We start from the raw sequence: 14,198 nt of genomic DNA, 5'->3' as shown, positions 1-14,198 counted from the left end.
TGTGTCCGCACGAGAACTGGTGGTCCTCGGCACCGCCAGTCAGGTCCCCACCCGGCACCGCAACCACAACGGTTACCTCCTGCGCTGGGACGGCGAGGGCATCCTCTTCGACCCCGGCGAGGGCACCCAGCGCCAGATGCTCCGGGCCGGCGTGGCCGCGCACGACATCAACCGGATCTGCGTCACCCACTTCCACGGTGACCACTCGCTCGGCCTCGCCGGAGTGATCCAGCGCATCAACCTGGACCGTGTCCCGCACCCCGTCACCGCCCACTACCCGGCGAGCGGACAGCGCTTCTTCGACCGGCTGCGGTACGCCACGGCCTACCGCGAGACGGTCCGGCTGACCGAGGCGCCGGTCGCCGGGGACGGGGCGCTCGCGACCGGTCCCTCGTACGTCCTCGACGCGGTCAGGCTGTCGCACCCCGTCGAGTCGTACGGCTACCGGCTCACCGAGCCGGACGGGCGCCGCATGCTGCCCGCGCTCCTGGCCGAGCACGGAGTCAAGGGCCCCGACGTCGGCCGCATCCAGCGCGAGGGGCGGCTCGGCGACATCACGCTCGACCAGGTCAGCGAGGAGCGGCGCGGGCAGCGGTTCGCGTTCGTCATGGACACCCGGCTCTGCGACGGCGTGCACGTCCTCGCCGAGGGCTGCGACATGCTCGTCATCGAGTCGACCTTCCTCGACGAGGACATGGCGCTCGCCGCCGAGCACGGCCACCTGACGGCCGGCCAGGCCGCCCGGGCGGCGCGCGACGCCGGCGTACGCCACCTCGTCCTCACCCACTTCTCGCAGCGCTACACCGATCCCGAGGTCTTCGAACGGCAGGCCCGCGCGGCCGGTTTCGACGGCGAGCTGACCGTCGCCGCCGACCTCATGCGGGTGCCCCTCCCCAAGCGCCACCCCCTGAAGCCCTGAGCCCGCCGGCTCCCGCGTCCCCCCACCCGCACGTCCCCGACGAGAAGACCCTCATGCCCCTCCCCAAGGCCGAACTGCACCTCCACATCGAAGGCACCCTCGAACCCGAGCTGGCCTTCGAACTCGCCGCCCGCAACGCCGTGGTGCTGCCCCACTCCACCACGGAGGAACTGCGCCGCGCCTACCTCTTCGACGACCTCCAGTCGTTCCTCGACCTGTACTACGCGCTGATGGCGGTCCTGGTCACCGAGGACGACTTCGACCGGCTCGCCGACGCCTACCTGGCGCGGGCGGCCGCTCAGGGCGTACGGCACGCCGAGATCTTCTTCGACCCGCAGGCGCACACCGCGCGCGGAGTCCCCCTGGGCACGGTCGTCGAGGGGCTCGCCCGCGCCCTGGACCGGAGCGAGGAGCGGCACGGCATCTCCACCCAGCTGATCATGTGCTTCCTGCGCGACCAGTCCGCCGAGTCCGCGATGGAGACGCTGGAGGCCGCCCGGCCGTACCTGCACCGCATCACGGCCGTCGGTCTGGACTCGGCCGAGGTCGGGCACCCGCCGTCGAAGTTCCGTGAGGTGTACGACGCCGCGCGGGCCATGGGGCTGCGCGCGGTCGCGCACGCGGGCGAGGAGGGGCCGCCGGCGTACATCTGGGAGGCACTGGACGTCCTGCGCGTCGAGCGTGTGGACCACGGACTGCGCTCCCTGGAGGACCCCGAGCTCGTGAAGCGGCTCGTGCGCGACCAGGTGCCGCTGACGCTGTGCCCGCTGTCGAACGTACGGCTGCGGGCCGTCGACGTCCTGGAGGACCACCCGCTGCGCGCGATGATGGACGCCGGGCTGCTGGTCACCGTGAACTCCGACGACCCCGCCTACTTCGGCGGGTACGTCGGCGACACGTTCCACGCGGTGCGCGAGGCGCTCGGCCTCGGCCAGGAGCAGTTGCGCGAGCTGGCCCGCAACTCCTTCCGCGCCTCCTTCCTCGACCACGACGAGAAGCGCAGGGAGGCGTATCTCGCCGAGGTGGACGCGTACGTCTTCTGATCCCGCCCGCGCCGGACCGTTGACGCCCGCGCGGGCGTCTCCCTACGCTGCATTTCCATACGTGGACGTCGTCTGCATACGGAGATGAGCTGTTGTGGCGGACCTGACCATCGCGGACGTCCGGCTGACCCCCGTCCTCATCGCCGACCCGCCCCTCCTCAACGTCCAGGGCGTGCACCAGCCCTACACCCCGCGCCTGGTCGTCGAGGTGGTCACGGCGGACGGCGTCACCGGGCTCGGCGAGACGTACGGCGACACCAAGTACCTGGAACTGGCCCGCCCGTACGCCGATCTGCTGACCGGCCGCCCGGTCGCGGATCTGAACGGACTGTTCCCGCTCGCCCAACAGGTCGGCGTCGGCCACGCGCGCGTGGAGCACGCCGTCGACGTGGGCGGGCTGCGCGGCGCGCAGAGCGCCGACAAGCTGCGGCTGTCCGTCGTGTCCGCCTTCGAAGTGGCGTGCCTGGACGCGCTCGGGAAGGCGTACGGGCAGCCCGTGCACGCACTCCTCGGCGGCAAGGTGCGCGATCACGTCGAGTACAGCGCGTACCTCTTCTACCGCTGGGACCGGCATCCGGGCGGCGCGGGCGAGTGCGACGACTGGGGGGCCGCGCTCGATCCGGCGGGGATCGTGGCGCAGGCGCGGCGGTTCGCGGGGGAGCACGGCTTTCGTTCGTTCAAGCTCAAGGGCGGTGTCTTCCCGCCCGAGCAGGAGATCGCTGCCGTACTGGCGCTGGCCGAGGCGTTCCCCGGGACAGCCCCTGCGGCTCGACCCCAACGGCGCCTGGACGCCGGGGACCTCCCTGAAGGTGGCGGCGGTGCTCGCGGGGGTCCTCGAATACCTGGAGGACCCGGCGCTCGGGACCGCCGCCATGGCCGAGGTCTCGGCGGGAACGGACGTGCCGCTCGCCACCAACATGTGCGTGACGACCGTTCCCGAGATCCGCGAGGCGTTCCTCACCGACGCCGTGCAGGTGGTGCTCAGCGACCACCACTACTGGGGCGGGCTGCGGGCCACCCGCGAACTGGCCGCCGTCTGCCGGGCCTTCGGCGTCGGCCTGTCCATGCACTCCAACACCCACATGGGCATCAGCCTGGCCGCGATGACGCACGTCGCGGCCACCGTGGAGAACCTCGACCACTCCTGCGACAGCCACTACCCGTGGCAGACCGAGGACGTGATCACCCGGCGCCACACCTTCACCGACGGCCGGCTCGCGGTCTCCGACGCCCCCGGCCTCGGTGTCGAGCTCGACCGCGACGCCCTGGAGCGGCTGCACGCCCGCTGGCTCGACGAGGCGTCGTACGGCGCGCTGCGCGAACGCGACGACGCGGCGGCGATGCGCGCGGCGCGGGGACACGAGACCTGGCGGGCGCCCGTGCTGCCCCGCTGGTGAGGCCCGAAGCAGGACGCCGTCGTAACACCGCGAGCTGCCGGGGTCGCGTATCGGGCACACTGGCCTGAATCCGCACCACACCACGGGAGCGCACGGTGAGCACGGTGAGAAAGCAGGCAGCGGCCACGACAGCGGCCACGGGCACCGACAACGGCGGCCGGCGGGACGAGGCCACGCGCCTCGACCCCCTGGACGGGCTCCGCGAGCCCGACGGCCCGTGCTGCGACGTGTTCCTCACCGGCACCGTCTTCCTGGACATCATCTTCACCGGCCTCGACAGCGCCCCGGTGCGCGGCACCGAGTCCTGGGCGCGCGGCATGGGCTCCAGCCCCGGCGGCGTCGCCAACATGGCCACCGCCCTGGCCCGCCTCGGCCTGCGGACGTCCCTGGCCGCCGCCTTCGGAGACGACCACTACGGCGAGTACTGCTGGGACGCGCTCGCCGACGGCGAGGGCATCGACCTGAAGATGTCACGCACCGTCCCCGGCTGGCACTCGCCGGTCACCGTCTCCATGGCGTACGAGGGCGAGCGAACCATGGTGTCGCACGGCCACGAGGCCCCGCCGCCCGCCGGACCCGGGCCGTTCCCCGACTGCCCGCCCCGCGCGCGGGCCGCCATCGCCGCCCTCACCCCCGGCCGCAGGGAGGAATGGATCGCCTCCGCCGCCCGCCGGGGCGCGAAGGTCTTCGCCGACGTGGGCTGGGACGACACGGGCCGCTGGGACCTGGCCGGCCTCGCCGACCTGGAGCACTGCGAGGCGTTCCTGCCCAACGCCGAGGAGGCCATGCGCTACACCCGCACCGACTGCCCGCGCGCCGCCGCCCGCGCCCTGGCCGAGAAGGTCCCGGTCGCGGTCGTCACGCTCGGCGCGGAGGGCGCGTACGCCGTGGACGGCTCGACCGGCGAGACCGCCGAGGTCCCCGCCATCGCCGTCGAGGCGCTCGACCCCACCGGCGCCGGTGACGTCTTCGTCGCCGGATTCGTCACCGGTACGCTCGCGGGCTGGCCGCTCGCCGACCGCCTCGCCTTCGCCGGGCTGACCGCCGCCCTGTCGGTGCAGGAGTTCGGCGGGTCCCTCTCGGCGCCCGGCTGGTCGGAGATCGCGGCATGGTGGCAGCAGGTGCAGGCGGTCGACGGCCAGGACCCGCAGGCGCTGCGCCGGTACGCCTTCCTGGACGGGCTGCTGCCCACGGCGACCCGCGTCTGGCCGCTGCGCCGGGCGGTGCCGACGATCGGTTTCCGCAGTCCCGCGTGAGCGCCCGGCGCCGGGTGCGGCACGGCGTGCGAAAAGCCTTCGGCCCTGTCGGTGCACCGACGTACGCTTGGTTCCACGAGGTTGTCGAGCAGCGAGAACCCTGCAACGGGAGGTATGTGCAGGCCACAGTGCCGGCCCATGACTCAGACACCCACACAGCCGCAGGCCCGCGCCCAGTTCACCGTGCCGGACACGCACCCCATGGTGATGGTCCTGGGTTCCAGCGATTCCCTGTTGCGCGTGATCGAGAACGCCTTCCCCGACGTGGACATCCATGTCAGGGGGAATGAGGTCAGCGCGGTCGGCGACCCCACGGAGGTCGCCCTGATCCAGCGCCTGCTGGCCGAGATGATGCTGGTGCTCCGCACCGGACTGCCGATGACGGAGGACGCAGTGGAACGCTCGATCGCCATGCTCAGAGCCGACGGGAACGGCGGTGGCGCGGAGGCCGCCACCGAGACCCCGGCCGAGGTGCTCACTCAGAACATCCTCTCCAGCCGCGGTCGCACCATCCGCCCCAAGACGCTCAACCAGAAGCGGTACGTCGACGCCATCGACAAGCACACCATCGTCTTCGGCATCGGCCCCGCCGGTACGGGCAAGACGTACCTCGCCATGGCCAAGGCGGTCCAGGCCCTGCAGTCCAAGCAGGTCACCCGGATCATCCTGACCAGGCCCGCCGTCGAGGCGGGCGAGCGGCTCGGCTTCCTGCCCGGCACGCTCTACGAGAAGATCGACCCGTACCTGCGCCCGCTCTACGACGCCCTGCACGACATGCTGGACCCCGACTCGATCCCGCGCCTGATGGCCGCGGGCACGATCGAGGTGGCCCCGCTGGCGTACATGCGCGGCCGTGCGCAACCGGTCTTCACCAAGGTCATGACGCCGGACGGCTGGCGCCCCATCGGCGACCTTCGGGTGGGCGACCTCGTCATCGGTTCGAACGGCGAGCCGACCCCGGTACTCGGTGTGTATCCCCAGGGCGAGAAGGACATCTACCGCCTCACTGCCCAGGACGGCTCCTGGACACTGTGCTGCGGTGACCACCTGTGGACGGTCCGGACGGCCTCCGACCGTCGCCGCGACAAGCCGTGGCGTGTGCTCGAGACCAAGGAGATGATCGGGAACCTCCGCGCGGGGCATGCCCGCAGGTACGAGCTGCCGCTGCTGACCGCGCCGGTGTGCTTCCCGAAACGCGAGGTCCCCATGGACCCCTACGCCTTGGGCCTCCTGCTCGGTGACGGTTGCCTGACCGGTTCCACCACGCCATCGTTCGCCACCAAGGACCCGGAACTCGTCTCCGCCCTGGAAACGGCGCTGCCCGGCATCAAGGTGCGGTGGAAGGACCGGGTCAACTGCACCCTGAACCGTGCGAGTGCGCCGGGCGATGTCATCACGCTGGAGAACCCGGTCACCGGGGCCCTGCGAGCCCTGGACCTGCTCGGCACCAGGTCGTCTTCGAAATTCGTGCCGGACGAGTATGTCCACAACTCGGCAGACGTCCGGCTGGCCCTGCTCCAGGGGCTGCTGGACGCCGACGGCGGGCCGGTTGCCCAGGACGGGCGAACGTGCCGAGTCCAATACACCACGACATCGATCCTGCTCCGGGACGACGTCATCGCGCTGGTCCAGTCGCTGGGAGGCGTCGCCCACAGCCGCCGCAGGGATGCGGAAGGCCGAAAGCCGGGGAACGTCAACGGGCGTGACGTGCACGACCGCCACGACGCGCACGTGGTCGACATCCGGCTCCCGGAGGGGCTCGAGCCCTTCCGGCTCGGGCGCAAGCTGGACGCGTACAGGGCGAGTGGGGGTGGGGGGCGGCCGATGCGTTTCATCGACAGCATCGAGCCCGCGGGCACCGAGGAGGCGGTGTGCATCCAAGTCGCCGCGGAAGACTCCCTCTACGTCACCGAGAACTACCTCTTGACGCACAACACGCTCAACGACGCGTTCATCATCCTCGACGAGGCGCAGAACACCAGCGCCGAGCAGATGAAGATGTTCCTGACGCGGCTCGGCTTCGACTCGAAGATCGTCGTCACCGGCGACGTCACCCAGGTCGACCTCCCGGGCGGCACGAAGAGCGGTCTGCGCCAGGTCCAGGAGATCCTGGACGACGTCCCCGACGTCCACTTTTCCCGGCTCACGTCGCAGGATGTCGTCCGGCACAAGCTGGTCGGCCGTATCGTCGACGCGTACCAGAAGTACGACGACAGCCAAAACGGGCTGTGACTTTGAAGCAGGGGTAGATCCAGCACCATGTCGATCGACGTCAACAACGAATCCGGCACCGAGGTCGACGAGCAGGCGATTCTCGACATCGCCCGTTACGCGCTCACCCGGATGCGGATCCACCCGCTCTCCGAACTGTCGGTGATCGTCGTGGACACGGCCGCCATGGAGCAGCTCCACATCCAGTGGATGGACCTCCCGGGACCGACGGATGTCATGTCCTTCCCGATGGACGAGCTGCGTCCGCCGAAGAAGGACGACGAGGAGCCCCCACAGGGGCTCCTCGGTGACATCGTCCTGTGCCCCGAGGTCGCCAAGAAGCAGGGCGAGGACGCGCCGACGCAGCACTCCATGGACGAGGAGCTCCAGCTCCTCACCGTCCACGGCGTGCTGCACCTGCTCGGTTACGACCACGAGGAGCCGGACGAGAAGGCCGAGATGTTCGGCCTCCAGGCGGCGATCGTGGACGGCTGGCGAGCGGAGAAGGGCCACACCGGTCCGTCCCCCGCGCCGACCGTTTCATGACCGCCCAACTGATCACCGGCGCCGTCCTGCTGGTCGTCGTCGCGTGGCTGGCCGCCTGCGCCGAGGCGGGCATCGCCCGTGTCTCCAGCTTCCGGGCCGCCGAGGCCGTACGCTCCGGCCGGCGCGGCAGCGCCAAGCTGGCCCAGGTCGCGGCCGATCCGACCCGGTACCTGAACGTCGCGCTGCTGATGCGGGTCGCCTGCGAGATGGCCGCCGGCGTCCTCGTGACGTACGCCTGTCTGCGCGAGTTCGACGAGACCTGGGAGGCCCTGGCCCTCGCCATCGGTGTGATGGTCCTCGTCTCGTACGTCGCCGTCGGCGTCTCCCCGCGCACCATCGGCCGCCAGCACCCCCTCAACACGGCGACCGCGTCCGCGTACGTCCTGCTCCCGCTCGCCCGCGTCATGGGCCCCGTGCCGCAACTGCTGATCCTCATCGGCAACGCGCTCACCCCCGGCAAGGGCTTTCGCAAGGGCCCGTTCGCCAGCGAGGCCGAGCTGCGCGCGATGGTCGACCTCGCCGAGCAGGAGTCGCTGATCGAGGACGACGAGCGCCGCATGGTGCACTCCGTCTTCGAGCTCGGCGACACGCTCGTACGGGAGGTCATGGTCCCCAGGACCGACCTGGTCTCCATCGAGCGCTTCAAGACGATCCGTCAGGCCCTCACGCTCGCCCTGCGCTCCGGCTTCTCGCGCATCCCGGTGACCGGCGAGAACGAGGACGACATCGTGGGCATCGTCTATCTCAAGGACCTGGTCAGGAAGACCCACATCAACCGCGAGTCCGAAGCCGACCTGGTCTCGACCGCGATGCGGCCCGCCGTCTTCGTCCCCGACACCAAGAACGCGGGCGACCTGCTGCGCGAGATGCAGCAGGAGCGCAACCACGTCGCCGTCGTCATCGACGAGTACGGCGGCACGGCCGGCATCGTCACCATCGAGGACATCCTCGAAGAGATCGTCGGTGAGATCACGGACGAGTACGACCGCGAACTGCCGCCCGTCGAGGAGCTGGAGGACGGCTGCTACCGGGTGACCGCGCGGCTCGACATCGGTGACCTCGGCGAGCTCTTCGGCTTCGACGAGTACGACGACGAGGACGTGGAAACGGTCGGCGGACTGCTCGCCAAGGCACTCGGCCGGGTGCCGATCGCGGGCGCGTCCGCGACGGTCGACCTCCCCGACGGGCGCTCGCTGCGCCTGACCGCGGAGTCGCCGGCCGGTCGCCGGAACAAGATCGTCACGGTACTGGTGGAGCCGCAGGCGAAGGAGGCGGCATGACGCCGCAGGAGCTGAGGGCGTTCTGCCTCGACTTCAACGCCGTGACGGAGGAGTTCCCCTTCGGCCCCGAGACGTCCGTCTTCAAGGTCCGCGGGAAGCTCTTCGCGCTCAGCACGCTGGACGCCGAGCCGCTCAAGGTCAACCTCAAGTGCGAGCCGGAGATCGCGGTCCGGCTCCGCCAGGAGCACGAGGAGGTCGTCCCCGGCTGGCACATGAACAAGCGCCACTGGAACACGGTCACCGTCGACGGGCAGCTCCCGGACCGCGTGGTCCGGGAGCTGATCGAGGACTCTTACGACCTGGTCGTGGCCGGCCTCCCCAAAGCGGAACGCCTCCGCCTCGACCGGGCCTGACCCCGGCCCCCAGGCCCGGCCCCGCGCTCGGTCCGGCCCTGGACCCGGCGGCGCGGCTCGATGCACCCGGTCGCGGGCCGAGCGGTGCCCGCTCCCTATGCTCGGGGCATGACTGAGACCACGCCGAGCACCGAACTCGACCCCGAGGACCGCAAGATCATCACGCTGGCGCGCAGCGCGCGGGCGCGCAACGGGGTGCCCGAGGGGGCGGCCGTACGGGACGAGACGGGCCGCACGTACGTCGCCGGCACCGTCGCGCTCGACTCCCTGCGGCTGAGCGCGCTGCGCACGGCGGTGGCGATGGCCGTCGCGAGCGGCGCGAAGTCCCTGGAGGCGGCGGCGGTGGTGACGGCGGCGGATTCCGTGCCGGCGGAGGACCGGGCGGCGGTACGGGACCTCGGCGGCCCCGGAACGCCGGTCCTGCTGGCCGGCCCCGACGGCGCCCTGCGGGAAAGCGTGGCGGCCGGCGCCTGAGGACCCCGGAGACCGCCCCGCCACCGGTGGCCGCTGTGGCGGTGGTCTCGTGTGACGAGGCGCACTCCCGGCGCGGCGGGGGCCGGGCGGCCCCCGCCGCGCCGCCGGGCGGACCCGGCCAGGCGCCCGTGCCGCCGGGGCGGCGGGACCTTCGGCCCGGGGCCTCCGGCCCGCGCCCGAGCTGTCAAGAGACGGGGCCGGAAGGCCCGCGCGGGCTCCCGAAGGACCGTGGATCCCGGCGCCCCGCGCTGCGACGGTGGAGTACATGCCCAGCAGGAGCCTCCGCTCCGAGGGCAGTCCCCGCCCCCGAACAAAGGTCACCCACGTGTTCTCCTCCCTGACCCGCACCGCCCTCCGCCGCCGCGTCACCGGTTCCTTCGTCGCCGCTGGAGCCACCGGCATGCTGGTCCTCGCCGGCACCGGCAGCGCCTCCGCCGCCCCGACGGCCGACTGGTCCGCGGTCGCCCAGTGCGAGTCCGGCGGCGACTGGAACGCGAACACCGGCAACGGCTTCTCCGGCGGTCTGCAGTTCACCCCGTCCACCTGGGCCGCGTACGGCGGCACGAAGTACGCCTCGAGCGCCCACCAGGCCACCCCGCAGCAGCAGGCCGCCGTCGCCGACAAGGTCCTCCAGGGCCAGGGCATCGGCGCCTGGCCGGTGTGCGGCGCCAAGGCCGGCCTCTGACAGCGGGAGCCAACCCCCGCGGCCGGTTACGGCACCCGGGGCCGCCCCCGGGTGAGCGCCCGGGCCGGCACTGGTCGGCCCGGCGGCGTACATCGGGGAGAATGGCACGCATGAGCGCTCGCACCCAGTCTTCCGAGGCCCCCCACCGGGCCGGCTTCGCCTGCTTCGTCGGCCGCCCCAACGCGGGCAAGTCCACCCTGACGAACGCTCTGGTCGGCCAGAAGGTCGCCATCACCTCCAGCCGGCCGCAGACCACGCGCCACACGGTGCGCGGCATCGTGCACCGCCCCGAAGCGCAGCTGATCCTGGTCGACACCCCCGGCCTCCACAAGCCGCGCACGCTGCTCGGCGAGCGTCTCAACGACGTCGTACGCACCACCTGGGCCGAGGTCGACGTGATCGGCTTCTGCCTGCCCGCCGACCAGAAGCTCGGCCCCGGTGACAAGTTCATCGCCAAGGAGCTCGCGGGCATCAAGAAGACGCCGAAGGTCGCGATCGTCACCAAGACCGACCTCGTCGACTCCAAGCGGCTCGCCGAGCAGCTCATCGCCATCGACCAGCTCTCCAAGGAGCTCGGCTTCGAGTGGCAGGAGATCGTGCCGGTCTCCGCCGTCGGCGACCAGCAGGTCTCGCTCCTCGCCGACCTGCTGATCCCGCTCCTCCCCGAGAGCCCCCCGCTCTACCCCGAGGGCGACCTCACCGACGAGCCCGAGATGGTGATGGTCGCGGAGCTGATCCGCGAGGCCGCGCTCGAAGGCGTACGGGACGAGCTGCCGCACTCCATCGCGGTCGTCGTCGAGGAGATGCTGCCGCGCGAGGACCGCCCGGCCGACAAGCCTCTCCTCGACATCCACGCGAACGTCTACATCGAGCGTCCCAGCCAGAAGGGCATCATCATCGGCCCCAAGGGCCAGCGCCTGAAGGACGTCGGTACGAAGTCGCGCAAGCACATCGAGGCGCTGCTGGGCACGCCGGTCTTCCTGGACCTGCACGTCAAGGTCGCCAAGGACTGGCAGCGGGACCCCAAGCAGCTGCGCAAGCTGGGGTTCTGAGCTGTCACGGCCGCCCGGAGGACCCGGGCGGCCGCTGCTCGCGCAACGCCTCCCGCAGCCAGTGGAACGACGCCTTCGGGGTGCGCGCCAGCGTCTCGTAGTCGATGTGCACGAGACCGAAGCGCTGGGTGTACCCCTCGGCCCACTCGAAGTTGTCCATCAGCGACCAGACGAAGTACCCGCGTACGTCGACGCCCGCCGCCAGGGCCCGGTGCAGCGCCCGCAGATGGCCGTCGAGGAAGGCGATCCGCTCCTGGTCGTCCAGACCGTCGTACGAGCAGCCGTTCTCGGTGACGACGACGGGCGGCAGCCGGTCGCCGTACCGCTCCCGGAACGACGTCAGCAGTTCGGTCAGGGCGTCGGGGACGACCGGCCAGCCGAAGGCCGTCCGCGGGTGCCCCTCGATCTCCCGTACGGAGAACGGCATCTCCGGCGGTATCGCGATGCCCGCGAAGTCGGTGGGCGCGTCCGGGCCGGGAGCCCCGACGAGTGTCGGCTGGTAGTAGTTGATCCCGTACCAGTCGAGCGGCCGTGACGCGATGAGCGCGAGGTCGTCCGCCACCGGTCCCGGCAGCATCTCGGCGATCCCGTCCGGATACCGCCCGAGGAGCAGGGGGTCGGCGAACAGCCGGTTCAGCAGCAGGTCGTAGAAGTCGGCGGCGCCCCGGTCCTCGTCGCTGTCCGACGCCGGCCGCACGGGTCCGTGCGAGTTCGCGATCCCGATGCCGTCCGCACCCCTGGCCCGCAGGGCCTGTACGGCGAGACCGTGCCCCAGGAGCTGGTGGTGGGCGGCGGGCAGCGCGCCGAAGAGCAGCCGCCTGCCGGGGGCGTGCTGCCCGAGCCCGTACCCGAGCAGCGTCACCTCGGCGGGCTCGTTGAGGGTGATCCAGCGGTCCACCCGGTCACCGAGCCGGGCGGCCACCACGTCGGCGTACTCCGCGAACCGGTGGGCGGTGTCCCGCTCCAGCCAGCCGCCGGCCTTCTCCAGCGCCAGCGGGGTGTCCCAGTGGAAGAGGGTCGGCACGGGGCGCACGCCCGCCGCGCACAGCTCGTCGACGAGCCGGTCGTAGAAGCCGAGCCCCGCCCCGTTGACCGCCCCGGCGCCCTCCGGCAGCACCCGCGACCACGCCACCGAGAAGCGGTACGCGCCGACGCCCAGGTCCTTGATCAGCGCCACGTCCTGCGCGTACCGGTGGTAGTGGCCGGTCGCCACGGACGCGTCGGAGCCGTCCCTGATCCGCCCCGGCTCGGCGGCGAAGGCGTCCCACGACGACATCCCCCGCCCGTCCTCGCCGACCGCGCCCTCGATCTGGTGGGCCGAAGTCGACACGCCCCAGAGGAAGTCGGCGGGGAAGCGGGGCAGCGGGCGCGGCGGCGGCGTCGTCATGCAGCGATGCTCGGTACCGCCGGTAACCCTGTCAATGGAGCGTGCGGCGGCCGTCGCGTCAGACGGCGATCAGCCGGACCCGGCCGCCGCAGAGCCTGGTCAGGTCGCCGATGTCCACCATGCTGCGGTAGGGCGATCCGGCGGACCGTTCAGGCCCCTTCCTTCAGGACCTGCGAGATCAGCCGGCTCTGCGCCTCGGTGAGTCTCGGGTCAGCGCAGTAGACGGTCTTGCCGTCGACGGTGATCTGGTAGCTGAATCCGTCCGGAACGCCCACCGGCGGTGTGCCCCGGCCGGCGGCGACCGCCTCCTCGACCAGGGCCTGCCACTCGCCGGCGTCGGGCCGTCCGGAGGTGTCGACCTCGGCGTACCGCTCGATGCCGGCGAAGCCTCCTGTACGCCTTACCCCAATTCGCATGGTTCCGTTCTAGTACGGATACGCCTCAGCCGGTAGGCACCCCGACCAGGGACCACGCTTTCAGCAGAGCCTCGTGTTCCTCACCCTCACCGAAACGGGCCCGGGCCGCCGCGACGGTGGCGCGCGCGAAGTCGGTGAAGCTCGCGTCGACCTCGAGGCTCCCGCCGGTCAGGGTGTCGTACCAGATCTGCCCCGCCCGCTCCCACGCCCGGCCGCCGAGGTCCGTGGCGAGCAGGTAGAAGGCGTGGTTCGGGATGCCGGAGTTGATGTGCACGCCGCCGTTGTCCCGGCCGGTGCGGACGTAGTCCTCCATCTTGGCGGGCTGCGGATCCTTGCCGAGGACGTCGTCGTCGTACGCCGTGCCGGGCGCCTTCATGGAGCGCAGGGCCACCCCGGTGACGCGCTCGGTCAGCAGGCCCGCGCCGATCAGCCAGTCGGCCCGGTCGGCGGTCTCGTCGTTGACGTACTGCTTGACCAGGGAGCCGAAGACGTCGGACACCGACTCGTTGAGCGCGCCGGGCTGGCCGAAGTACGTGAAATTGGCCGTGTACTGCGTCAGGCCGTGGGCCAGTTCGTGGGCGATGACGTCGACCGGGATCGTGAAGTCGCGGAAGATCTCGTCACCGTCGCCGAGGACCATCTGCCGGCCGTCCCAGAAGGCGTTGCCGTAGTTCTCGCCGTAGTGGACGCTCGCCACGAGCGGCAGCCCGTTCCCGTCGATCGAGTCCCGCTCGAAGCCCTTGAGGAGCAGCTCGAACGTGGCGCCGAGGCCGGCGTACGCACGGTTGACGGTCGCGTCCCGGCCCGGTTCGTCGCCCTCGCCGCGCACCTTGACGCCCGGCAGCCGCTGACCGTGCTGCGCGTCGTAGAGCGTGCGGTGCGGCTTGCCGGCGGCCGCTCCCTCCGGCACGGCCGCCGCCGGCGCGCCGAGCACCGTGGTGAGCCGGCGGTGGGTGCGCTGGGCGGCGTCCGCCTCGAGGGTCCGGCGGGCGGGGCCCGCGAGGTCCGGATCGTCGGCCTGGGCGAGCTTGTCGAGGACGTGGGGCGGCACGATGGTGCAGAACACGGGGTGTGTGGCCTTCATGGCCGCAATGTGGCACTGCGTCACAAGGCTGTCACTACTTGCGACCATGATTGATGAAATCGAGTGAAGGATCACTTTCGCCCGTTACCCGCCCG

General features: G+C 71.5%; 13 protein-coding genes and 1 pseudogene. 11 read left to right on the top strand and 3 right to left on the bottom strand.

Features of this window, described 5'->3' with window-relative positions; all coding sequences use genetic code 11:
* Position 1: 1 nt before the first annotated feature.
* The 11 genes and pseudogenes from IE185_RS03870 (at position 2) to era (ending at position 11,216) form a co-directional block, all read left to right on the top strand.
* On the top strand, positions 2–919 hold the full coding sequence (locus tag IE185_RS03870; protein WP_189714592.1) for a ribonuclease Z: 918 nt from the start codon (positions 2–4) through the stop codon (positions 917–919).
* Positions 920–972: 53 nt separating this feature from the next.
* Complete coding sequence (locus tag IE185_RS03865; RefSeq protein WP_138899112.1) at positions 973–1,962, top strand: adenosine deaminase; 990 nt, start codon at positions 973–975, stop codon at positions 1,960–1,962.
* 94 nt (positions 1,963–2,056) lie between these two features.
* Positions 2,057–3,359: pseudogene (locus IE185_RS03860) on the top strand (glucarate dehydratase family protein).
* A 188-nt stretch (positions 3,360–3,547) separates the two neighbouring features.
* Entirely contained in the window at positions 3,548–4,615 is a 1,068-nt protein-coding gene (locus IE185_RS03855) for a carbohydrate kinase family protein (protein ID WP_229843349.1), read from the top strand.
* A 138-nt stretch (positions 4,616–4,753) separates the two neighbouring features.
* Entirely contained in the window at positions 4,754–6,847 is a 2,094-nt protein-coding gene (locus IE185_RS03850) for a PhoH family protein (protein ID WP_138895314.1), read from the top strand.
* A gap of 27 nt (positions 6,848–6,874) precedes the next feature.
* Positions 6,875–7,372, top strand: coding sequence for an rRNA maturation RNase YbeY (ybeY, locus tag IE185_RS03845; RefSeq protein WP_138895313.1), 498 nt, complete (start codon positions 6,875–6,877; stop codon positions 7,370–7,372).
* Positions 7,369–8,652, top strand: a complete 1,284-nt coding sequence (locus IE185_RS03840) for a hemolysin family protein (RefSeq protein WP_138895312.1) — start codon at positions 7,369–7,371, stop codon at positions 8,650–8,652. The genes ybeY and IE185_RS03840 overlap by 4 nt, the downstream gene beginning before the upstream one ends.
* Positions 8,649–9,005 carry an MmcQ/YjbR family DNA-binding protein gene (locus IE185_RS03835; RefSeq protein WP_138895311.1) on the top strand — a complete coding sequence of 119 codons (357 nt, stop codon included), beginning with the start codon at positions 8,649–8,651 and terminating at the stop codon, positions 9,003–9,005. Before IE185_RS03840 ends, IE185_RS03835 begins: the two co-directional genes overlap by 4 nt.
* A 108-nt stretch (positions 9,006–9,113) precedes the next feature.
* The gene (locus IE185_RS03830) at positions 9,114–9,479 is read left to right on the top strand and encodes a cytidine deaminase-like protein (protein WP_138895310.1); all 366 of its coding nucleotides are present in this window, start codon (positions 9,114–9,116) and stop codon (positions 9,477–9,479) included.
* Between the two features lie 265 nt (positions 9,480–9,744).
* On the top strand, positions 9,745–10,164 hold the full coding sequence (locus IE185_RS33940; protein WP_373303677.1) for a transglycosylase family protein: 420 nt from the start codon (positions 9,745–9,747) through the stop codon (positions 10,162–10,164).
* Positions 10,165–10,265: 101 nt separating this feature from the next.
* The gene (gene era / locus IE185_RS03820) at positions 10,266–11,216 is read left to right on the top strand and encodes a GTPase Era (RefSeq protein WP_138895309.1); all 951 of its coding nucleotides are present in this window, start codon (positions 10,266–10,268) and stop codon (positions 11,214–11,216) included.
* A gap of 4 nt (positions 11,217–11,220) precedes the next feature.
* Here era and IE185_RS03815 read toward each other — a convergent pair whose 3' ends face one another.
* From IE185_RS03815 to IE185_RS03805, 3 genes are all read right to left on the bottom strand, one after another.
* A complete protein-coding gene (locus IE185_RS03815) occupies positions 11,221–12,603 on the bottom strand; it encodes a GH1 family beta-glucosidase (protein WP_138895308.1) in 1,383 nt (460 codons plus the stop codon).
* Positions 12,604–12,752: 149 nt separating this feature from the next.
* The gene (locus tag IE185_RS03810; RefSeq protein ID WP_138895307.1) at positions 12,753–13,019 is read right to left on the bottom strand and encodes a protealysin inhibitor emfourin; all 267 of its coding nucleotides are present in this window, start codon (positions 13,017–13,019) and stop codon (positions 12,753–12,755) included.
* Between the two features lie 25 nt (positions 13,020–13,044).
* The gene (locus tag IE185_RS03805; RefSeq protein ID WP_138895306.1) at positions 13,045–14,103 is read right to left on the bottom strand and encodes a M4 family metallopeptidase; all 1,059 of its coding nucleotides are present in this window, start codon (positions 14,101–14,103) and stop codon (positions 13,045–13,047) included.
* Positions 14,104–14,198 lie beyond the last annotated feature (95 nt).

The organism is Streptomyces chryseus, from assembly GCF_014650755.1.
GTDB lineage: Bacteria > Actinomycetota > Actinomycetes > Streptomycetales > Streptomycetaceae > Streptomyces > Streptomyces chryseus.
The sequence above is the reverse complement of the archived record's forward strand: the minus strand, read 5'-3'. Positions and strand labels throughout refer to the sequence as shown.